Here is a 21,725-nt window from a genome sequence, read left to right on the forward strand (position 1 = left end):
ATGAGGAGCCCTGCGCGACAACGCCGCGCGAAAGGCGCGGCGCGGCAGGGGAAAGCGAAAGAAAGCTTACTTCAGTGCGGCAAGCGCTGCATCGTAGTTCGGCTCGTCCTTGATTTCGCCGACGAGTTCCGCGTGGATCACCTTGTCCTGCGCGTCGAGCACGACGACCGCACGTGCGGTCAGGCCGTTCAGCGGGCCGCTCGTCACGTCGACGCCGTACGCGTTCGCGAACGCGCGGCCGGTGCGGAACGTCGAAGCCGTCACGACGTTCTCGAGGCCTTCGGTCGTGCAGAAGCGCGTAGCAGCGAACGGCAGGTCGGCGGACACGACGACGACGACCGTGTTGTCGAGCGACGATGCGGCTTCGTTGAACTTGCGGGTCGACGTCGCGCAGGTCGGCGTGTCGAGGCTCGGGACGATGTTCAGCACCTTGCGCTTGCCGGCGAAGCTGGCGAGCGACAGGTCGGCGAGGTCCTTGCCCACCAGCTTGAAATCGGCGCCTTGTGCGCCGACGGCCGGGAACGTGCCGGCGAGATCGATCGGGTTGCCACCCAGCGTAACTTTGCTCATGTTCGTGCTCCGAAATAGCGCGCCGCTCGGGCGCGCGGGTTGAGACGGGCGCGCAGGCGCGCGCCGCGGCGCGTCACGGATAGAAAATCTGGACGCGGAAATTCGAGGCGGGCGTGCCGTTCGTGTCGACACGGACGACCATCGTCTGTGTCGTGCCGGGCGGCAGCCCGGCGTCGATCGGCGTGCCCGGGCGCACGTAGTCGCGCGGCGCGAGTACGCGGCGCGCGGTCACGTGGTTGGTGTCGTCGAGCAGCGTCAACTCGAGCGACGGGTAGGCGAGCGCGACACGATAGCGGTTCGTCAATGGCACCTTCAGCTCGAGCTCGCGTGGGCCGTCGAGCTGGCGCAGGTCGGTTGCGTCGAGCCGCAGGCCGTCGATCGCGCGCGGCGGCGCGACCTTGCAGCCGAGCGGCGCGCAGCCCTGCCGGAACCAGCCCTGCGTGACGGGCCAGTAGATCATCAGCGTTTCGCGTTGCCACCATGCGAGTTGCCCGACGAGCAGCACGGCGAGCACGGCCGCGACGAGGCCGCCGAAAAAGCCGCCGAGCATGCCGCGTCGCTGCGGCGCGCGCGTCTCGCGCGTGACGGCGAAATGCGGACGATCGTCGTCGGTCAGCGCGGCGGGGAAGGGGGCGGCCGGCGCGTGGGGCGCTGCGGCGGGCGTCTCGTCGTGCCGGGCGGTTTCAGCGGTGTTGGGCTCGGATCCGGCTTCGGTGACGGCTGGCGCAGGCGCGAACGCAAAGCGCGGTTCGCGCGGCGCGCGTTCGTCGTCCGGCACGGCGAAGTGTGCGGTACCGAAGGGTTCGGCGGCATCGGGAGCGGTCTCTGCGTCCGACGGAAGATGGGCGACGAAGCGGGGCTCACGCGGGTCGCGTTCGACGGGCGCGGCCGATGGTTCGGTATCCTGCGGCGTTTGCGTTTGCGTCTGCAGCGATTCGGCCGGTTGTTCGACGGCAGCGGAGGCGTCCAGTTCGGCGGGCGAGGGCGCGAACGGTGCGGGCGTACCCGACAGGTGAACGACGCCGGCTTCGGTCGACGGAAGGGCGAGCGGGATCAGCGGCTCGGTGCGCACGGTCCGCACGCTGTGCTGCAGCGACGGGTCGACGCCGGCATCGAGCCACGGCGCCCACATGTCCCAGCCTTCCGGCTTGTAATCGGTGTCGGAAGGTGACCCGGCCGGCGCTTCGGCAGCGAACAGCCGAGGCGGGGCCGGAAGAGGCGCATCACCGCCATCCGGCGCGGCAGCCGGTTCGGTCAGGGCCGGCTCGGGCTGCTGCGCGTGCTCGGGAGCGAGCGACTCGGATGCGTTGAAGACTTCGTGGCAATGCCCGCAGCGCACGAGCCCTTGATGCAGCGAGAGCTGTTCCTGCTGCAGCCGGAAGACGGTTTCGCAATGAGGGCAGCGCGTCGCAAGAAGCATGTCGAGCCGGGCGGCCTGCTGGCCAGAGTGAAGGACAGCGCTATTCTAATGGCTTTCGCGTCGGGTTCCGGCGAGGCATACCCAACCTTCGTGCTCACGCCAGACCGAGATGTCGACGTAGCGTGCGTAGACGGCCGCCACTTCGTCCGCCTGGCGCGCGAGCACGCCCGACAGCGCGATGCGCCCGCCCGGCTTGACCTTCGATGCGAGCATCGACGCCATCAGCTTCAGCGGATTCGACAGGATGTTCGCGACGACGATGTCGAATTCGCCGTCCGGGCATGCATCGGGCAGCCCATACGTGACTTCCGCATGGTTGCGTTCGCTGTTCTGCCGCGCCGATTCGACCGCTTGCGGATCGATGTCGATGCCGATGACGGGGTTCGCCCCGCATTTCTTCGCGAGGATCGCGAGAATGCCGGAGCCACAGCCGTAGTCGAGCACCGACTGGCCCGGCTTCACCGACTGCTCGAGCCATTCCATGCACAGGCGCGTGGTCGGGTGGCTGCCGGTGCCGAATGCGAGGCCCGGATCGAGTTCGAGGATGAGCGCGTCGGGATCGGGTGCATCGTGCCACGACGGCACGACCCAGATCCGCTCGCCGATCGGGATCGGCTCGAACTGCGATTGCGTGAGTCGCACCCAGTCCTGTTCCTCGACTTCGCGGACTGTGAACGCCGGTGTCTCGGCGACGCCGATCTCGTTCGCGGCGGCCGCGAGCAGCACGGCCGGCTCATGGTCGGCCGCGAGCAGCGCGACCACGCGCGAGTGCTGCCACGCGGTGCGGTCGGGCACGAGGCCCGGCTCGCCGAAGAGCGGCTGTTCGTCGGGCGTGTCGGCGTCGGCATCTTCGACCGACACCGACAGCGCGCCGAGTTCGAGCAGCGCGTCGGACAGCGCCTCCGCATGCTCACGGGCCAGTTCGACGACGAGTTCGCGATAGCTCATGCTTACGCTTCTTCCGGTGCGACCTGCTGCTTCTGGGCGAGCCGGTTTTCGAGATAGTGGATGCTGGTGCCGCCTTCGACGAACTTCGAATCGATCATCAGCTCGCGGTGCAGCGGGATGTTGGTCTGGATGCCTTCGACGACCATTTCCGACAGCGCGATGCGCATCCGGCTGATCGCCTGCTCGCGGGTCGCGCCGTAGGTGATCAGCTTGCCGATCATCGAATCATAGTTCGGCGGCACGAAATAGCCATTGTAGGCATGCGAATCGACGCGCACGCCGGGGCCGCCCGGCGTATGCCACGACGTGATCCGGCCCGGCGACGGCGTGAACTTGAACGGATCTTCAGCGTTGATCCGGCATTCGATCGCATGTCCGCGGAACTGGATGTCGCGCTGGCGCAGCGTGAGCTTCTCGCCGGCCGCGATGCGGATCTGTTCCTGCACGATGTCGACGCCCGTGATCAGCTCCGATACCGGGTGCTCGACCTGCACGCGCGTGTTCATCTCGATGAAGTAGAACTCGCCGTTTTCGTACAGGAATTCGAACGTGCCCGCACCGAGATAGCCCATCTTCTTGCATGCGTCGGCGCAGCGGTCGCCGATGCGGTCGATCAGGCGGCGCGGAATGCCGGGTGCCGGTGCTTCCTCGATTACCTTCTGGTGGCGGCGCTGCATCGAGCAATCGCGCTCGCCGAGCCAGATCGCGTTCTTGTACGCGTCGGACAGCACCTGGATCTCGATGTGGCGCGGGTTCTCGAGGAACTTCTCCATGTACACCTGCGGGTTGCCGAACGCGCGGCCGGCTTCCTCGCGGGTCATGTTGACCGCGTTGACGAGCGCAGCCTCGGTGTGCACGACGCGCATCCCGCGCCCGCCACCGCCACCTGCCGCCTTGATGATGACCGGATAGCCGATCGCGCGCGCAATCTTGACGATCTCCTTCGGATCGTCCGGCAGCGCGCCTTCCGAGCCCGGCACGCACGGCACGCCGGTCTTGATCATCGTCTGCTTCGCGGTGACCTTGTCACCCATCATGCGGATCGTTTCCGGGCGCGGCCCGATGAACGTGAAGCCCGACTGCTCGACACGTTCCGCGAAGTCGGCGTTCTCCGACAGGAAGCCGTAGCCGGGGTGGATCGCCTCGGCATCGGTGACTTCCGCGGCGCTGATCAGCGCCGGCATGTTCAGGTAGCTCAGGTTCGACGGGGCCGGGCCGATACAGACGGCTTCGTCCGCGAGGCGCACGTACTTGGCTTCCTTGTCGGCTTCCGAGTAGACGACCACCGTCTTGACGCCGAGCTCACGGCACGCACGCTGGATGCGCAGCGCGATTTCACCGCGGTTGGCAATGAGGATTTTTTCAAACATAGCGAGTATTCGTCTCTTCGAGGGGCGCGCGAACGGCGCCTGGCGGGCATCGGCGGCGCGCGGCCCGCAGGCCGCGCGGCGGACTTAGCCGATCACGAAAAGCGGCTGGCCGTATTCGACGGCCTGGCCGTTCTCGACGAGGATTTCCTTGATCACGCCGGCCTTGTCCGACTCGATCTCGTTGAGCAGCTTCATCGCTTCGATGATGCAGATCGTCTGGCCTTCCTTGACCGTGTCGCCCACCTGGACGAACGGGTCCGCGCCCGGCGACGGAGCGCGATAGAACGTGCCGACCATCGGCGACGTCACGACGTGGCCCTGCGGGACAGCCGGAGCGGCGGCGCCGCCTGCGGCCGGCGCGGCAGCGCCTTCGGTCGGCAGCGCGGCCGACGGAGCGGGCGCGCTGACTTGCGGGGCATACCCAGCCGTCGGCTGCACGTAGACCGGCGGTGCGTTCTTGACGATGCGCACCTTGCCTTCGCCTTCCGTCACTTCCAGCTCGGAGATGCCGGATTCGGAAACGAGGTCGATCAGAGTTTTCAGCTTACGAAGATCCATCGGGAATTCCCCTTTCAATACGTGAAAGCGCCGGTTAGGGGCCGGCGCTGAATCTAGATCGCGAAATCAGCCGCGCGACGTGCCTTGCAGCTTGTCCAGCGCGTGCTCGAGCGCGTACAGATAACCTTTCCAGCCGAGCCCGCAGATCACGCCTTCGGCCTGGTCGGAAAAGTAGGAGTGGTGCCTGAACGCTTCGCGGCGATGCACGTTCGACAAGTGAACCTCGACGAACGGGATGCCAACGCCGGCGATCGCGTCCCGGATCGCGACGCTCGTGTGCGTGTACGCGGCCGGATTGATCAGGATGAAATCGGTCTGTTCCTCCCGCGCGGCCTGGATGCGGTCGACCAGCGCGCCCTCATGGTTGCTCTGGAACGACGACAGTTCGGCGCCGGCTTCCCGGGCGCGCGCGGCAAGCGCCTGATCGATCTGTGCGAGCGTGACGCGGCCGTACACCTCCGGTTCCCGGGTGCCGAGAAGGTTCAGGTTGGGGCCGTGCAACACCAGCAATCGTGTCATGGTCGCTTCTATTTCTGCGGAATTGCGCGAACTTTAGCGCTATTTAGAGAAATTTGTCTAGTTTTGCCGAGCGGCCGAGCGCGCGCGACTTGCAAGAATTACCGGCGCGCCTTCAAAGTATCGGCGAATTCACGCGAAATTGCGGCGATCGACGGGCAAGTCGCCGCCAACGTGCGGGCCGCCGTTCGGGCAGGTTACAGCGCGTCGAGCGTCTTTTTCAGCTCGGCCGGCTGGATTTGTCCCAATTTTGTCTCGCGAATCTTGCCGGTTTCGTCGATGACGACCGTAAACGGCAGCGCGCCGGCAGTATTTCCGAAATTGCGGGCCAGATCGGCGCCGGCATATCCGCTGACGAATACCGGGTAATCGACCTTCACCTTCTGCAGAAAGTTCTTCACATTCTGTTCGGAATCGACGCCGATCCCGATGAAACGGATGCCCTTCTGTTTGTACTGGTGTGACAGCGCGACGAGCTCCGGCATCTCCTCGACGCACGGGCCGCACCACGACGCCCAGAAATTGACGACGACCTTCTGGCCCTTGAAGGCGGACAGCGTGGCCGGCTTGCCGTCGGTGCCCGTCAGCGATGCGGCCCACAACTGTTCGACCGGGCTGCCGTGTGCAGCGGGTGCGGCGACGGCGACACCGTCATCGGCGGTGCCGCGGAACCAATGGCCGGCGGCGAGCCCGCCGGCAACGGCGGCGGCCGCGACCACCGCGAGTGCCAACATGCGTTTCATCATCATCGTTGAATCATTCCGGTTCGGAAGGGGTCTTGCCTGCTTCGACGAGCGCGCGCAGCGCGGCGGCATCCGCACGGGCGAGCCGGCCGCGCGCGTCGGCCTTCACCGCGCCACGCAGGTCGTCGCTCGCATAGAGTGCGAGGTGGATGCCGATCGCATCGACGTCGCGCCGTGGGCGCCACAGGAAACTGAGCGTCTCGACGTCAGCGCGACCCGCGAAGTGCCGCGTCTCGGATACGTCGTACTGGACGTTCTGGTTCAGCAGGTAGATCGCGACATCCTTCGGGTTGTCGGTGAATGCCTGCAGATGGATATCCGAATGCGCGTTCGCGGTGCCGTTCAGCACGGCGCCCGTCACATAAGGATGGAACTCGGCGAGCCGGCGCATCCAGTCGAGCGCGATTTCGCGCAGGCGGCGCAGTTCGTCCGGCTGCGTGTCGCTCTGGAACAGGGCGAGGTACTCGCGCAGTTCTTCCTCGATCTGGTCGTTATCCGGCAGCCATTCGCCGGCAACGCGCGTATCGCCCAGCAACTGGCGCGCGGCCTTGCGCTTTGCGCCGGCATAGTCCAAGCCGTCCTCCGCGATCAGGCGCGCGGCGGACTGGGCGATTTCCTCGCGGACGCGCCGCGGGTCGAGAAGGGTTTTACGAGACATGATCCGGCAATCATACTCGATCGTCGCAGGGCCCGAGCGCGGGTGCGGCGGCCTGCCGCCCGGCGTGCCGGCGACGTCCGCGCGCAGCGTTCGGGCCGCCGGGCACGGCAGGCCGTCAGTTACAATAGTGTCCTTTGTGTCGCGGCAAAAGCCGTTGGCCGGGCGTCGGCCGCACGGCCTGTCCGCCGCGCCGCACACGCATCCTTTCCGAATCGACGGCGCCCGGCGGCGCGAAAGCATTCATCTATGCACATCCACATTCTTGGCATCTGCGGCACCTTCATGGGCGGTCTCGCCGTACTCGCGCGCGAGGCGGGCCACACGGTGACGGGGTGCGACGCGGGCGTCTATCCACCGATGAGCACGCAGCTCGAGGCGCAGGGCATCACGCTGATCGAGGGCTACGGCGCCGAGCAGATCGACCTGAAACCGGACCTGTTCGTGATCGGCAACGTCGTCACGCGCGGCAATCCGCTGATGGAGGCGATCCTGGATCGTGGCCTGCCGTACGTGTCGGGCCCGCAATGGCTCGGCGAGCATGTGCTGGCCGGCAAATGGGTGCTCGCGGTCGCGGGCACGCACGGCAAGACGACCACGTCGTCGATGCTCGCGTGGCTGCTGGAAGACTCGGGCCTGAATCCGGGCTTCCTGATCGGCGGCGTGCCGCTGAACTTCGGCGTGTCGGCGCGGCTCACCGATTCGAGCTTCTTCGTGATCGAGGCCGACGAATACGATACGGCGTTCTTCGACAAGCGCTCGAAGTTCGTCCACTATCGGCCGCGCACTGCGGTGCTGAACAACCTCGAATTCGATCACGCCGACATCTTCCCGGATCTCGCCGCGATCGAGACGCAATTCCACCATCTCGTGCGTACCGTGCCCGGTGTCGGCCGGATCGTCACGAACGGCCGCTCGGATGCGCTCGAGCGCGTGCTGGCGCGCGGCTGCTGGAGCGAGGTCGAGCGCTTCGGCGTCGACGGCGGCTGGCAGGCGCTGCCGGCCGAGGACGGCGTGCCGGTCGACGAGCGCTTCGCGGTGTATTCGCACGCGGAACGCGTCGGCGAAGTCGCGTGGCAAGTGCAGGGCGATCACAACCGGATGAACGCGCTCGCGGCGATCGCGGCCGCGCGCCATGTCGGGGTGCCGCCCGCGCAGGCGGCCGAATCCCTCGCGTCGTTCCGCAACGTGAAGCGCCGGATGGAAGTGCGCGGCAGCGTGGACGGCGTGACCGTCTACGACGACTTCGCGCACCATCCAACCGCGATCGACACCACGATCGCCGGCCTTCGTGCACGCATCGGCCGTCAGAATGCCCGCATCCTCGCGGTGCTCGAGCCGCGCTCGAACACGATGAAGCTCGGCGTGATGAAGTCGCAATTGCCGGCGAGCCTGGCCGACGCCGATCTCGTGTTCGGCTACGGCGCGCCGACCGGGCGCGATGCGCTCGGCTGGAATCTGGCCGAGGCCCTGGCACCGCTGGGCGAGAAGGCGCACGCATTCGACGATCTGCACCTGCTGGTGAAGTCCGTCGTCGCGGCCGCGCGCCCGGGCGACCACGTGCTCGTGATGAGCAACGGCGGCTTTGGCGGCGTGCACCAGAAGCTGCTCGATGCGCTCGGGAGCCGCCCGTGATCCTGTACCTGCACGGTTTCCGGTCGTCGCCGGAATCGCAGAAGTCGCGGCAACTCGCCGCGCGCATGGCCGAACTCGGCCGCACCGACGAGTGGCGGTGCCCGTCGCTGTCGGTGTCGCCGCTCGAAGCGATCGCGGTCGCGGAAGCGGAGGTGGCCGGTGCGCGCGACGTGACTGTCATCGGCAGCTCGCTCGGCGGCTATTACGCGACTTGGCTGGCCGAAAAGCACGGCTGGAAGGCCGTGCTGCTGAATCCGGCCATCGTGCCGCAGCGCGATCTGGAGCAGCATCTCGGCGAACAGCCGCTGTACCACGGCGGCGGCACGATCGTCGTCGAGCGCCGTCACCTGCAGGAGCTCGATGCGCTGCGCGTGCCGGCGATCACGCGTGCCGAACGCTACTATCTGTTCGCGGCGACCGGCGACGAGGTGCTCGATTACCGCGAGATGCTCGCGCATTACCCGGGCGCGAAAACGCGCGTGATCGAAGGCAGCGATCACGGGATCAGCGAATTTGCCGACTATGTCGACGACGTTCTCGCGTTTTGCGACGAAAAAACGTCTTAAACCGGCCACGTGCCGATCGAATTCCCATCATCATGCGGCGCCGCCGACGCGGCGCCCGGCAGTCTGAACGAGAGTACTGAGTGAACGTTTTCTTCGAGGAATCGGGCAGTTTCAAGGCGGGCAGCGTGCTGTCGCGCCAGGGCGACGCGTTTCAGGTCGAGTTGCCCGGCGGGCGGCGGGCGAAGGTGCGCGCGAAAGACGTGCTGATCGAATTCGACAAGCCGGCCGCAAGCGAACTGATGCAGGAGGCCGACACGGCCGCGCAGCAGATCGATCTGGATTTCCTGTGGGAATGCGCGCCGGCCGACGAGTTCGCGTATACGGCGCTGGCCGCGGAATACTTCGGCGCGACGTACGGCCCGGTCGAGCGCGCCGCGCTGGTGTTGCGACTGCACGGCTCGCCCGTCTACTTCCGCCGCAAGGGGCGCGGCCAGTACCAGCGCGCGCCGGAAGAGCAACTGAAGATGGCGCTCGCGTCGCTCGAGCGCAAGCGCCAGCAGGCGCTCGTCCAGGTGCAGTATGAAGAGGAACTGAAGGCCGGCAAGCTGCCGGAGGCGTTCGCGGGCAAGGTGCTCGGGCTGCTGACGCGGCCGGACAAGAACGCGATCGAATACAAGGCAATGGAAGCGGCGGCTGCTGCGCGCGGCGTGTCGCCGGCGCGGCTGATGCTCGACTGCGGCGGCATCGCGTCGCCGCGCGCGCTGCACGAGGCGCGCTTCCTCGCGGAATTCTTCCCGCACGGCACGGGCTTCCCGGCCGTCACGGTCGGCGCGCTGCCGGACGACCTGCCGCGCGCGGACGTCCAGGCGTTCTCTATCGACGACATCACGACGACCGAAATCGACGATGCGTTCTCGGTCGAGCACCTGGCCGACGGCCGCGTGCGGATCGGCGTGCACATTGCCGCACCGGCGCTCGGCATCGTGCGCGGCGACCCGGTCGACGCGATCGCGCGCACGCGCCTGTCGACCGTCTACATGCCGGGCGACAAGATCACGATGCTGCCGGACGACGTCGTCGACGTGTTCACGCTGAAAGAGGGCGATTACCGCCCGGCGCTGTCGCTGTACATCATCGTCAACCGCGAAACGCAGGAGATCGTCGCGAACGAGACGCGCGCCGAGCTCGTGTTCGTGAAGAGCAACCTGCGACACAACCACCTCGACGAACTCGTCAACGAAGAGACGCTCGCGGCCGGCACCGGCGACTATCCGCACAAGGACGACATCGCCGTGCTGTGGCCGCTCGCGCAGGCGCTGTTCGAGAAGCGCCAGGTCGCGCGTGCGGGCTATGGCCTGAAGCGCGAGGTGCAGCGCAACACCGACTACAACTTCTACGTCGACGGCGAGCACGTGTCGATCACGCCGCGCCGTCGCGGGTCGCCGCTCGACCTGATCGTGTCGGAGCTCGCGATCCTCGCGAACTCGACCTGGGGCGCGTTCCTGCACGACCACACGGTGCCGGGCATCTACCGCTCGCAGCGCGGCTTCGGCGCGCCGGGCCCGAAGCGCACGCGGATGCAGACGACGGCCGCGCCGCATGAAGGCCTCGGCGTGGCGCAGTACGCGTGGAGCACGTCGCCGCTGCGCCGCTACGTCGACCTCGTGAATCAGTGGCAACTGCTCGCGTGCGTGCAGCATGGCGTTACCGCGAAGCTCGCCGCGCCGTTCAAGCCGAAGGACGCCGATCTGTACGCAGTCGTGCAGGGCTTCGACGACACCTACACGGCCTACGCGGACTACCAGCGCCGGATGGAATATTTCTGGTGTCTGCGCTGGCTCGCGCAGGAGCAGAAGAAGCACGTCGTCGCGAGCGTCGTGAAGGGCGATCTCGTGCGCCTCGAGGAAATTCCGCTGCTGCTGCACGTGCCGGGGCTCGGCGTGCATGCGCGCGGCACGCGCGTGCTGCTCGACGTGATGTCGCTCGACGAGTTGACGATCGAGGCGTCGGTGCGGTTGCTGAACGTGCTCGACGCACCGACCGTGACGAGCGGCGACGCGGCCGAGGAAGAGGATGACGCCGAAGGCGGCGAAGACACGCTGATCGACGCCGACGACGCGACGGCCGAAACCGAAGCCGAAGCACTGGCGGAAGCGGATGGCGCAGCAGCTGGCGAAGGCGGCGAAGCCGCGAACGGCAACGCCGGCGACGAGGGGCGCGCATCATGACCGCGGTTGCGTCGACGAGCGGCGCCGACCGCTATGTGGTGTTCGGCAACCCGGTGGCGCACAGCAAGTCGCCGTTCATCCACGCGCAGTTCGCCGCGCAAACTGGCGAACCGGTCGAATACACGCACCGGCTCGCGCCGGTCGACGGTTTCGACGCGGCCGTGCGGGCATTCGTCGCCGAAGGCGGTCGCGGTGCGAACGTGACGGTGCCGTTCAAGCTCGAGGCGCATGCGCTCGCCGACACGTTGTCGCCGCGCGCCGCGGCGGCGGGTGCCGTGAATACGCTGCGCATCGACGCCGATGGCCGCATCCACGGCGACAACACCGACGGTGTCGGCCTCGTGCGCGACATCGAAGCGAATCTCGGCGTGTCGCTGGCAGGCGCACGCATCCTGCTGCTCGGTGCGGGTGGCGCGGCGCGCGGTGTCGTACTGCCGCTGCTCGACCGCGCGCCGCTGTCGATCACGATCGTGAATCGCACCGCGAGCAAGGCCGAAGCGCTCGTCGGCCAGTTCATGCAGGCCGCGCACGACGCGGGCTGCACGCTCGCGGGCGGCGGCCCGGACGTCGTGCGCGCGGAGCCGTACGACGTGGTGATCAACGCGACGGCCGGCAGCCTCGATGCCGCGCTGCCGGAGTGCGACGCGGCCGCATTCGGCGCGGGCACGCTTGCGTACGACATGATGTATGGCGCGCAGCCGACGGTGTTCATGCAGCATGCGGCGTCGCTCGGCGCGCGCACGGCCGACGGCCTCGGGATGCTCGTCGAGCAGGCGGCCGAATCGTTCTTCATCTGGCGCGGCGTGCGGCCGGACGGCGCACCGGTGCTGGCCGCGCTGCGCCAGGCGCTTGCGGCAAGCTGAACGGAGCGCGGCACGTGGTGGCGGTGAGCGGCACGCAGCCCACGCGGACGGTGAGCCCGACCCGCTGGATCGTCTACGCGGGATCGGTGTTCGCGGGCGCGTGGCTCGCGACGCAGCTGTTCTATCTCGCGCAGATCGCGCTGTGGTCGTTCGTGAACCCGGGCTCGACCGCGTTCATGCGCACCGACGCGTGGTGGCTGTCGCGTGACAAGCCGCCCGCGCAGATTCAGCATCAATGGGTGCCGTACGACCAGATCTCGCGCAACCTGAAGCGCGCGCTGATCGCGTCGGAGGATTCGACGTTCGCGACCAACAACGGCTACGACGTCGACGCGATCCTGCAGGCGTGGGAGAAGAACAAGGCGCGCGGCAAGATCGTCGCAGGCGGCTCGACGATCACGCAGCAGCTCGCGCGCAACCTGTTCCTGTCGCGCGAGAAGAGCTACATCCGCAAGGGGCAGGAGCTCATCATCACGTGGATGCTCGAGACGGTGCTCGACAAGGAGCGGATCTTCGAGATCTACCTGAATTCCGTCGAGTGGGGGCGCGGCGTGTACGGCGCCGAAGCGGCCGCCCGCTATTACTACAGGATTCCCGCGAGCCGGCTCGGCGCGTGGCAATCGGCACGCCTCGCGGTGATGCTGCCGAAGCCGCGCTGGTTCGACGCGCACCGCGGCTCGGCCTACCAGGCGCAGCGCGCGGCAGTCATTGCCCGCCGGATGGGCGCGGCCGAGCTGCCGCAATCGCAATGAACGGCGCGCTCGCGCCGTCGAATTGACGGTTTCGTCGCCCGTGCGCCACCCGCGGATCGTTTGTGCGCTGCAGCGCATGCGTGTCATACGCATTTCGTGCCACATCCTTTAGACGAATCCATCTATTTCGTTTTGCTGAGCAATACCGGACGCCGTGCGATTTTGTTGCCCGATATGGCACGAAATTCGGGAATTTTTAGTCTTTCAGGATAAACACGAAAGTTGGTGAAAGGTGCGTGAAATGCAACGTTTCGCAAACCGAAGCATTACTGAAAGGTGTGCGCCGCACCGGTCGCCAGCCAAATATTTCAAAATTTTTCAAAGCTGACGGGCTCGCGTATATTGGCCAGCGCCTCGGCTTATCGGCCGCAATCGAGGCGGGGGGTGGCTTATCCGGCTGCTCGACACAAAAAACATCCGAGAGAAGGAAAGCAACGATGCCAGCAAGCAAAGCGAAGCTGTTGTTGGGAGTGGTGTTTTCTTCGCTGATTCTGACGGCCTGCAACGACGACGTGACTTCGTCTACTGCTGCCAGCGCCGACAATTCAGCCGATCCCGCCAGTCAGGTGGACAAGGCGTACAACGATCCGAACAGTTATTCGTCGAGCGCAAACGCGTCGCTCGACGCCTCCGCCGCGGTTGAAAAGGCTGCCGTCACGCATCACCAGATCACCCTCAACGGCAAGACGATCCGCTACACGGCCACGGCCGGCCACCTCGTCGCGCGCAATCCGCAGACCGGCGCGCCCGAAGCATCGTTCTTCTATGTCGCCTATACGGCCGACAACCAGCCCGCGGCGAAGCGACCCGTCACGTTCCTGTACAACGGCGGCCCCGGCTCGGCATCGGTGTGGCTGCACCTCGGCTCGTTCGGCCCGCGCCGGATCCAGACGGGCGACCCGAACGCGAACACGTCGACGTTCCCGTTCGTCGACAACCAGGAAAGCCTGCTCGACACGACCGACCTCGTGTTCGTCGATGCGATCGGCACCGGCTTCTCCGAAGCGATCGCGCCGAACACGAACCAGACGTTCTGGGGCGTCGACCAGGATGGCGGCGCGTTCCGCGATTTCGTGACGCGCTACATCGCCGTGAACCAGCGCAACGACTCGCCGAAATACTTGTTCGGCGAATCGTACGGCACGCCGCGCACCGACGTGCTCGCGAACCTGCTCGAGACGGCCGGCGTGAAGCTCGACGGCATCGTGCTGCAGTCGTCGATCCTGAACTACAACGTGAACTGCGACATGGCGAGCGACTACATCGGCAACTCGAACAACGGGTCGAGCCCGGTGAGTTGCGCGGGTTTCGTGCCGTCGTATGGCACGGTCGGCGCGTACTACCAGCTCGACAACCCGAACCCGTCGAGCCTGCCGCAGTATGCGGACCAGATGCGCCTGCTGACGGCCGGCAGCTACGCGCCGGCCGTGAACGCGTACCTGGCGAGCCATACGCCGCCGCCGCCGACCCTCGTCACGACGATGGTGAATTCGACCGGCGTGAAGCAGTCGCTGTGGAATGCGGACTTCAACGTGATCCCGACCTTCTTCGACAACAGCTTCCAGCTGTCGCTGATCCCGGGCACGCTGATCGGCCGCTACGACGCGCGCGTGAACGTGCCGGTATCGAGCCCGCTGGCGGCCGACGGCGATCCGTCGAGCTCGTTCATCACGAAGCCGTTCACCGACACGATCGGCAAGTACCTGCCGAACGAGCTGAAGTACACCGCGCAGTCGGCCTACTCCGTGAGCAGCAATGCGATCAACACGTGGGACTGGACGCACGACGGCCTCGCGATGCCGGACACGATCCCCGATCTCGCCGCGGCGCTGTCGCTGAATCCGCAACTGAAGGTGTTGTCGCTGAACGGATATCACGACATCGCGACGCCGTTCTACCAGACCGAGCTCGACCTCGCGCGGCTCGGGACGCAACCGAACCTGACGATCAAGGACTATCAGGGCGGACACATGGTCTATCTCGACGATACGTCGCGTCCGCAGGAGAAAGCCGACCTCGTGACCTTCTACAACGCGGCCGCGCACTGATGCTGCGCCAGGCAGGCGACGCGCGCCCGCGGTGGCGCCGCGCCTGCCGTCGACGACCTCATTCCAGACTGGAGCCTGATATGAAGAATCGTTTCATCGTCGTTGCCGCGGCGCTCGCCTGTGTCGGCGCCGCAGCATCCGTATCCGCGTTCGCGCAGGCGAGCGACGCCGCCGCACCGGTGCGTGCTCGCCAGGCGCAGCTCGGCGATCCGTATGTACCGCCGGCCGCGCGCAAGCCGACCGCCGGCACGCAGACGACGGGCGCCGCGCTGCATGCGCAGGTGGTGCGCAAGCTCGCGCGACAGTTCAGCGCGGCCGACGCGCAGAACACGGGTTCGATCACGGAGTCGCAGGCACGCGCGGCCGGCCTCGGCTATGTCGCGAACCACTTCCGGCAGATCGACTCGGGCGGCAGCGGCCGCGTGTCGTTCGCGGACGTCCAGCGCTACATGCAGGCACGCAGCACGAGCAGCCAGCAGTAAGCGCGGCGCGCGGTGAACAAACGGGGGCGGAACCTGCTGCACGGCGGGTTCCGCCCCCGTGCACATGAAGCCGCCGCTACATCGAATACATGGCGGATTCGCGCCGAATTCTCATTATCTGGGCAACGCATTCAAATATTGGAGGCGAGTGCGTGCGCTCCTACAATCCGAAGCACATCGACAGCTTCGGACCCACGCATCGCGCGGCGCCCGACGCACACGGAGACACCTTCCATGAAGTTCGCCGGGCGCTTTACTCGGTGCATCGACCGCCGCCTCGTCGCGACGCCGCGCGCAGTTTCGGCATCGTGCGAACGGCTTCACCGATTCCGTTGAAGAAGCCCGCCCCATGACCAAGATGCCCGATACCCTTGCCCTCGACGCCCGGCGTGCGACGCCGGACGATGCGTCGCTGACCGACAGCATCGGCGCGACCAGTACGCCGCTCGATCTCGCCGCACAGCAGGCCGGTACGCAGACGTTGCTGCGCGGTCTCGCGATCCTCGAAGCGATCGCGAACGGCGCGCGCGACATGCGTGCGATCGGCGCCGCGCTCGGCACGACGCGCAGCACGACGCACCGCCTCGTCAGCAGCCTCGTGCAGGCGCGCTACCTGCGCCAGGTGCAGGGCGGCTACCTGCTCGGCCCGAAGCTGATCGAGCTCGGCACGATCGCGCTCGAGCAGATGCCGCTCACCGCGGTGGCGCGCCCGCACCTCGAAGCCCTCGCGGAAGCGACGCTCGACACGATCCATCTCGGCGTGCGCGACGGCGACGACGTGCTGTACATCGACAAGATTCCCGGCACGCGCGGCCTCGAGATGCGCTCGCGCGTCGGCCACCGGATGCCGCTCGCGTCGACCGGCATCGGCAAGGCGATGATGCTCGACACCGATCCCGACACGTGGCGCTCGCTGTTCGAGGCCGCCCGGCGGGCGCTTGCCGGCGTCAATTTCAAGCCGGACAACCGGCCCGAGACCAGCGCGTTCCTGCAGCGCATGGCGCATTACGCGGCCGGCGGCTACACGTTCGATCTCGAGGAGAACGAGGCGTCGATCCGCTGCGTGGCCGCGCCGATCCGCGACGCATCGGGCGCGATCGTCGCGGCCGTGTCGGTCGCGAGCACGATTCCGTACATGCCGCACGACCGGATGGACGAACTGATTCCGCTCGTGCAGCGCGAAGCGCGAGCCATTTCCGCGGAACTGGGCTGGAGCCCGCCGCAGGGTACCCGCAGGATCAAACGATGACGACTTCGACCCGGCCCGTTCCGGATGCCAGTACCGCCACACCGTCGCTGATCGCGCTCGACTGGGGCACGACGTCGCTGCGCGCTTATCTGTACGACGCGCACGGCGCGCTCATCGACACGCGCAGCCGTGCGGCGGGCGTGATGCATGTGCCGGGCGGCGGCGCGCGCGCGTTCGACGCCGTGTTCGAGGAAGCGTGCGGCGACTGGCTCGACCGCACGCCGGGCCTGCCGGTGCTCGCCGCCGGGATGGTCGGCAGCGCGCAGGGCTGGCGCGAGGCGCCGTACGTCGCGGTGCCGGCCGGCGCCGATGCGCTCGTCAAGGGCCTCATCACGGTGACGACGTCGCGCGGCACGACGATCTCGATCGTGCCGGGCGTCATCGCCACGGGCGAATTGCCCGACGTGATGCGCGGTGAAGAAACGCAGATATTCGGTGCGCTTGCGAGCGATCCCACGCTTGGCGCCGATCGTTCAGGGGTACTGATCGGCTTGCCGGGCACCCATGCGAAATGGGCATGGGTGAGGGACGGGCTGATCGAGCGTTTCCAGACCTTCATGACGGGCGAGCTGTTCGCGGTGCTGCGCGACCATACGATCCTCGGCCGCACGATGCGCGCCGGTGCGTCGCCCGATCGCGCGGCGTTCGTACGCGGCGTCTCGGTCGCGCGCGGCGCGCAGCACACGGGGCTGCTCGCGACGATCTTCAGCACGCGCACGCTCGGCCTGACCGACCGGCTCGCACCCGATGCGCAGGGCGATTACCTGTCCGGGCTGCTGATCGGCCATGAGCTCAACGCGCTCGACGCGATGCTCGCGGAGCGCGGCATCGCACTCGCGGACCAGCCGCTGCTGCTGATCGGCGACGACAGCTTGTGCGCGCGCTACGCCGATGCGCTCCAGGAATTCGGCCACCCGCACGCCCGCGTCGTCGCACACGCGACCGACCGCGGCCTGTGGCGGATCGCGTCGCGCGCCGGGCTCGTGCGTGCAGACGGCGAGCCCGTCTGTGCCGACCAATGAATTGTTCGACGAGGAATTTTCGATGCCGTCCGACCTGACCCTGCCCGCGCCGTATGCGCCCCACGCCGCGCTGATGCGTGCGTTCGACGCGTGCCCGCTGATCGCGATCATGCGCGGGATCACGTCCGCCGAAGCGGCCGACCACGGCCGTGCGCTCTATGAAGCCGGCTTCCGGATCGTCGAGGTGCCGCTCAACTCGCCCGATCCGTTCGACAGCATCGCCGCGCTGCGGCGTGCGCTGCCCGACGATGCGATCGTCGGCGCGGGCACCGTGCTGCGTGCCGAGTATGTCGATCGCGTGCAGGATGCGGGCGGCGCGCTGATCGTGATGCCGCACAGCGACGCGGCCGTGATCCGCCGCGCACGCGAGCGCGGCCTCGCGAGCGCGCCGGGCGTGGCGACGCCGACCGAAGCCTTTGCGGCGCTCGCGAACGGCGCCGACGTGCTGAAGATGTTCCCGGCCGAGCAGCTCGGCGTGCCTGTCGTGAAGGCGTGGCGCGCGGTGATCGACCGCGCGGTGCCGCTGATTCCGGTCGGCGGTATCTCGCCCGACAACATGGCGCCGTTCCTCGATGCCGGCGCGAACGGTTTCGGGCTCGGCTCGGCGCTGTACCGCCCCGGCCAGTCGGCCGACGCGACCGCGGCGAACGCGCATGCGTTCCAGGCCGGCTTGCGCGCGGCGCGCGGCGGAGCTGCATGATGAGCCGCCTCGCGGACAAGGTCGCGATGGTGACTGGCGCGGGCCGGGGCATCGGCGCCGCGATCGCTCGCGCGTTCGTTCGCGAGGGGGCGGCCGTCGCGCTCGTCGATCTCGACTTTCCGCAGGCGCAGCGCACGGCCGCCGGGATTGCGCAGGAGACTGCCGGCGCGCGCGTGCTGCCGCTGCACGCGGATGTCGCGCGGCAGGAGTCGGTGCGTGCTGCACTGGCGCAGACCGAGGCGGCATTCGGGCCGCTCGACGTGCTCGTGAACAACGCGGGCATCAACGTGTTCGCCGATCCGCTGACGATGACCGACGACGACTGGCGGCGCTGCTTCGCGGTCGACCTCGACGGCGTGTGGCACGGTTGCCGCGCGGCACTGGAGGGGATGGTCGAACGCGGCCGCGGCAGCATCGTGAACATCGCGTCGACGCACGCGTTCAGGATCATTCCGGGCTGCTTTCCGTACCCGGTCGCGAAGCACGGCGTGCTGGGCCTCACCCGCGCGCTCGGCATCGAATACGCGGCGCGCAACGTGCGCGTGAACGCGATCGCGCCGGGCTACATCGAGACGCAGCTCACGCGCGACTGGTGGGACGCACAACCCGACCCTGCTGCCGCGCGCGCCGAAACGCTCGCGCTGCAGCCGATGAAGCGGATCGGCCGGCCGGAGGAAGTCGCGATGACGGCCGTGTTCCTCGCGTCCGACGAGGCGCCGTTCATCAATGCCGCGTGCATCACCGTCGATGGCGGGCGCGCGGCGCTGTATCACGACTGAAGCAACGATTCGAAAGACCGCACGTGCGACGGCCGCGCGCACGCAGCGTCGAAACCAACAAGCGGCTGCATCCTGTTCGATGAAAACAAGGAGACACTGGAGATGAAACGCAGAACGTTCGTAACGCTGGCGGCCGCGGCCGCGGTGGTGATGGGCAGCCCGGTCGCGCACGCGGCCGACCCGGTCAAGATCGGCTTCCTCGTGAAGCAGCCGGAAGAGCCGTGGTTCCAGGACGAGTGGAAGTTCGCCGAGATCGCCGCGAAGCAGAAGGGCTTCACGCTCGTGAAGATCGGCGCGCCGTCCGGCGAGAAGGTGATGAGCGCGATCGACAACCTGTCGGCGCAGAAGGCGCAGGGCTTCATCATCTGCACGCCCGACGTGAAGCTCGGGCCGGGCATCGTCGCGAAGGCGAAGTCGCACAACCTGAAGATGATGACGGTGGACGACCGCCTCGTCGACGGCGCGGGCAAGCCGATCGAGTCGGTCCCGCACATGGGGATCTCCGCCTACAACATCGGCAAGCAGGTCGGCGACGGCATTGCGGCCGAGATCAAGAAGCGCGGCTGGGACATGAAGGACGTCGGCGCGATCGACATCACCTACGAGCAGCTGCCGACCGCGCATGACCGCACCAGCGGCGCGACCGACGCGCTGGTGGCGGCCGGCTTCCCGAAGGCGAACGTGATCGCGGCGCCGCAGGCGAAGACCGACACGGAAAATGCCTTCAACGCGGCGAACATCGCGCTCACGAAGAATCCGCAGTTCAAGCACTGGGTGGCGTACGGCCTGAACGACGAGGCCGTGCTCGGCGCGGTGCGTGCGGCCGAAGGGCGCGGCTTCAAGGCGGACAACATGATCGGCATCGGCATCGGCGGTTCCGATTCGGCGCTGAACGAGTTCAAGAAGCCGCAGCCGACGGGCTTCTACGGCACCGTGATCATCAGCCCGAAGCGCCACGGCGAGGAAACCTCGGACCTGATGTACACGTGGATCACGCAGGGCAAGGCGCCGCCGGCGCTGACGCTGACGACCGGCATGCTCGCGACGCGCGACAACGTGTCGAAGGTGCGCGACGAGATGGGGCTCGCGTCGAAGTAAGCGGCCCGCCGGCTGCCGCCGAGAGGCGGCGGCCGGCGGTCGATCGATCAGGAAGTAGGGAGACGACGTGTCAGCGGCACTGCGTTTTGACAATATCGGCAAGGTCTTTCCCGGCGTGCGCGCACTCGACGGCATCTCGTTCGACGTGCATGCGGGCGAGGTGCATGGCCTGATGGGCGAGAACGGCGCGGGCAAGTCGACGCTGCTGAAGATTCTCGGCGGCGAATACCAGCCCGATGCGGGCAGCGTGCTGGTCGACGGCCAGCCCGTGCAGTTCGCGAGTGCGGCCGCGTCGATCGCGGCCGGCATCGCGGTGATTCACCAGGAGCTGCAGTACGTGCCCGACCTGACGGTCGCGGAAAACCTGCTGCTCGGCCGCCTGCCGAATGCGTTCGGCTGGGTGAGGAAGCGCGAGGCGAAGCGCTTCGTGCGCGAGCGGCTCGCCGCGATGGGCGTCGATCTCGATCCGGACGCGAAGCTCGGGCGGCTGTCGATCGCGCAGCGGCAGATGGTCGAGATCTGCAAGGCGCTGATGCGCAATGCGCGCGTGATCGCGCTCGACGAGCCGACCAGCTCGCTGTCGCATCGCGAGACCGAAGTGCTGTTCAAGCTCGTCGACGACCTGCGTGCGCAGGGCCGCGCGCTGATCTACATCTCGCACCGGATGGACGAGATCTACCGGCTGTGCGACGCCTGCACGATCTTCCGCGACGGGCGCAAGATCGCATCGCACGAATCGCTCGCCGACGTGCCGCGCGAACGGCTCGTCGCCGAGATGGTCGGGCGCGAGATTTCGGATATCTACCATTACGCGCCGCGTGCGCTCGGCGACGTGCGCTTCGCGGCCGAAGGCATCGACGGCCCGGCACTGCGCGAACCCGCGAGCTTCTCGGTGCGCGCGGGTGAGATCGTCGGCTTCTTCGGGCTCGTGGGCGCGGGCCGCAGCGAGCTGATGCGGCTCGTGTACGGCGCGGATCGCCGGCGCGCGGGCGCGCTGACGCTCGACGGCGTGCGCATCGACGTGAAGCGCACCGGCGACGCGATCCGCCACGGCATCGTGCTGTGCCCCGAGGACCGCAAGGAAGAGGGGATCATCGCGATCGCGTCGGTCGCGGAGAACATCAACATCAGCTGCCGCCGCCATTCGCTGCGCGCGGGGCTCTTTATCAACCGCAAGGCAGAGAGCGAAACGGCCGATCGTTTCATCCAGCGGCTCAAGATCAAGACGCCGAACCGGCGGCAGAAGATCCGCTTCCTGTCGGGCGGCAACCAGCAGAAGGCGATCCTGTCGCGCTGGCTCGCGGAGCCCGACCTGAAGGTCGTGATCCTCGACGAGCCGACGCGCGGGATCGACGTCGGCGCGAAACACGAGATCTACGACGTGATCTACCGGCTCGCGGAACGCGGCTGCGCGATCGTGATGGTGTCGTCGGAACTGCCGGAAGTGCTCGGCGTGTCCGACCGCATCGTCGTGATGCGCGAGGGCCGGATCGCGGGTGAGCTGCCGCGCGAACAGGCGAACGAACACGCGGTGCTGAGCCTGGCGCTGCCGCAGACGAGCGCCGTCGAAGCGGCCTGACGCA

21 protein-coding genes are annotated in these 21,725 nt (G+C 67.5%); 13 read left to right on the forward strand and 8 right to left on the reverse strand.

The window, feature by feature from the left end; all coding sequences use genetic code 11:
- Positions 1-66: 66 nt before the first annotated feature.
- The 8 genes from tpx to C5O79_RS31880 all read right to left on the reverse strand — a co-directional run bounded on the left by tpx (position 67) and on the right by C5O79_RS31880 (position 6,783).
- A complete protein-coding gene (gene tpx, locus C5O79_RS31845; RefSeq protein WP_011350875.1) occupies positions 67-570 on the reverse strand; it encodes a thiol peroxidase in 504 nt (167 codons plus the stop codon).
- A gap of 73 nt (positions 571-643) precedes the next feature.
- Positions 644-1,990: a zinc-ribbon and DUF3426 domain-containing protein gene (locus C5O79_RS31850; RefSeq protein ID WP_046544893.1), complete on the reverse strand. Its 1,347-nt coding sequence runs from the start codon at positions 1,988-1,990 to the stop codon at positions 644-646.
- A 45-nt stretch (positions 1,991-2,035) separates the two neighbouring features.
- Positions 2,036-2,938, reverse strand: a complete 903-nt coding sequence (gene prmA / locus C5O79_RS31855; protein ID WP_039353046.1) for a 50S ribosomal protein L11 methyltransferase — start codon at positions 2,936-2,938, stop codon at positions 2,036-2,038.
- Positions 2,939-2,940: 2 nt separating this feature from the next.
- Positions 2,941-4,308, reverse strand: coding sequence for an acetyl-CoA carboxylase biotin carboxylase subunit (gene accC / locus C5O79_RS31860; protein ID WP_021161890.1), 1,368 nt, complete (start codon positions 4,306-4,308; stop codon positions 2,941-2,943).
- Positions 4,309-4,392: 84 nt separating this feature from the next.
- Entirely contained in the window at positions 4,393-4,866 is a 474-nt protein-coding gene (gene accB / locus C5O79_RS31865) for an acetyl-CoA carboxylase biotin carboxyl carrier protein (RefSeq protein WP_046544894.1), read from the reverse strand.
- 66 nt (positions 4,867-4,932) lie between these two features.
- Positions 4,933-5,385, reverse strand: coding sequence for a type II 3-dehydroquinate dehydratase (gene aroQ / locus C5O79_RS31870; protein ID WP_039353039.1), 453 nt, complete (start codon positions 5,383-5,385; stop codon positions 4,933-4,935).
- Positions 5,386-5,579: 194 nt separating this feature from the next.
- The gene (locus C5O79_RS31875; RefSeq protein WP_046544895.1) at positions 5,580-6,131 is read right to left on the reverse strand and encodes a TlpA disulfide reductase family protein; all 552 of its coding nucleotides are present in this window, start codon (positions 6,129-6,131) and stop codon (positions 5,580-5,582) included.
- A 7-nt stretch (positions 6,132-6,138) separates the two neighbouring features.
- Positions 6,139-6,783, reverse strand: a complete 645-nt coding sequence (locus tag C5O79_RS31880; RefSeq protein ID WP_131932038.1) for a UDP-N-acetylmuramate--alanine ligase — start codon at positions 6,781-6,783, stop codon at positions 6,139-6,141.
- 246 nt (positions 6,784-7,029) lie between these two features.
- On the opposite strand from C5O79_RS31880, the gene mpl reads away from it, so the two are divergent.
- From mpl to araG, 13 genes are all read left to right on the forward strand, one after another.
- The gene (gene mpl / locus C5O79_RS31885; protein ID WP_046544896.1) at positions 7,030-8,415 is read left to right on the forward strand and encodes a UDP-N-acetylmuramate:L-alanyl-gamma-D-glutamyl-meso-diaminopimelate ligase; all 1,386 of its coding nucleotides are present in this window, start codon (positions 7,030-7,032) and stop codon (positions 8,413-8,415) included.
- On the forward strand, positions 8,412-8,981 hold the full coding sequence (locus C5O79_RS31890; RefSeq protein ID WP_046544897.1) for a YqiA/YcfP family alpha/beta fold hydrolase: 570 nt from the start codon (positions 8,412-8,414) through the stop codon (positions 8,979-8,981). The genes mpl and C5O79_RS31890 overlap by 4 nt, the downstream gene beginning before the upstream one ends.
- Before the next feature lie 80 nt (positions 8,982-9,061).
- Positions 9,062-11,149 carry an RNB domain-containing ribonuclease gene (locus tag C5O79_RS31895; RefSeq protein ID WP_046544898.1) on the forward strand — a complete coding sequence of 696 codons (2,088 nt, stop codon included), beginning with the start codon at positions 9,062-9,064 and terminating at the stop codon, positions 11,147-11,149.
- Positions 11,146-12,012 (forward strand): shikimate dehydrogenase, encoded by an 867-nt coding sequence (gene aroE / locus C5O79_RS31900; protein ID WP_046544899.1) that lies wholly within the window; start codon positions 11,146-11,148, stop codon positions 12,010-12,012. Before C5O79_RS31895 ends, aroE begins: the two co-directional genes overlap by 4 nt.
- A gap of 14 nt (positions 12,013-12,026) precedes the next feature.
- On the forward strand, positions 12,027-12,764 hold the full coding sequence (gene mtgA, locus C5O79_RS31905) for a monofunctional biosynthetic peptidoglycan transglycosylase (RefSeq protein WP_046544900.1): 738 nt from the start codon (positions 12,027-12,029) through the stop codon (positions 12,762-12,764).
- Positions 12,765-13,201: 437 nt separating this feature from the next.
- Positions 13,202-14,812 carry a peptidase S10 gene (locus tag C5O79_RS31910; RefSeq protein ID WP_039353019.1) on the forward strand — a complete coding sequence of 537 codons (1,611 nt, stop codon included), beginning with the start codon at positions 13,202-13,204 and terminating at the stop codon, positions 14,810-14,812.
- Between the two features lie 80 nt (positions 14,813-14,892).
- The gene (locus C5O79_RS31915; protein ID WP_122473556.1) at positions 14,893-15,294 is read left to right on the forward strand and encodes an EF-hand domain-containing protein; all 402 of its coding nucleotides are present in this window, start codon (positions 14,893-14,895) and stop codon (positions 15,292-15,294) included.
- A 349-nt stretch (positions 15,295-15,643) separates the two neighbouring features.
- Positions 15,644-16,543, forward strand: a complete 900-nt coding sequence (locus C5O79_RS31925; RefSeq protein ID WP_011350890.1) for an IclR family transcriptional regulator — start codon at positions 15,644-15,646, stop codon at positions 16,541-16,543.
- Positions 16,540-17,565, forward strand: coding sequence for a 2-dehydro-3-deoxygalactonokinase (locus C5O79_RS31930; protein ID WP_046544903.1), 1,026 nt, complete (start codon positions 16,540-16,542; stop codon positions 17,563-17,565). The genes C5O79_RS31925 and C5O79_RS31930 overlap by 4 nt, the downstream gene beginning before the upstream one ends.
- Positions 17,566-17,587: 22 nt before the next feature.
- The gene (locus tag C5O79_RS31935; protein WP_046546281.1) at positions 17,588-18,265 is read left to right on the forward strand and encodes a 2-dehydro-3-deoxy-6-phosphogalactonate aldolase; all 678 of its coding nucleotides are present in this window, start codon (positions 17,588-17,590) and stop codon (positions 18,263-18,265) included.
- Complete coding sequence (locus C5O79_RS31940) at positions 18,265-19,044, forward strand: SDR family oxidoreductase (RefSeq protein WP_122474493.1); 780 nt, start codon at positions 18,265-18,267, stop codon at positions 19,042-19,044. The genes C5O79_RS31935 and C5O79_RS31940 overlap by 1 nt, the downstream gene beginning before the upstream one ends.
- 102 nt (positions 19,045-19,146) lie before the next feature.
- Positions 19,147-20,142, forward strand: coding sequence for an arabinose ABC transporter substrate-binding protein (locus tag C5O79_RS31945; protein ID WP_046544905.1), 996 nt, complete (start codon positions 19,147-19,149; stop codon positions 20,140-20,142).
- Positions 20,143-20,209: 67 nt separating this feature from the next.
- A complete protein-coding gene (araG, locus tag C5O79_RS31950) occupies positions 20,210-21,721 on the forward strand; it encodes an L-arabinose ABC transporter ATP-binding protein AraG (RefSeq protein ID WP_046544906.1) in 1,512 nt (503 codons plus the stop codon).
- Positions 21,722-21,725: the final 4 nt, after the last annotated feature.

This window comes from Burkholderia sp. SRS-25 (assembly GCF_004343765.1).
GTDB lineage: Bacteria > Pseudomonadota > Gammaproteobacteria > Burkholderiales > Burkholderiaceae > Burkholderia > Burkholderia contaminans.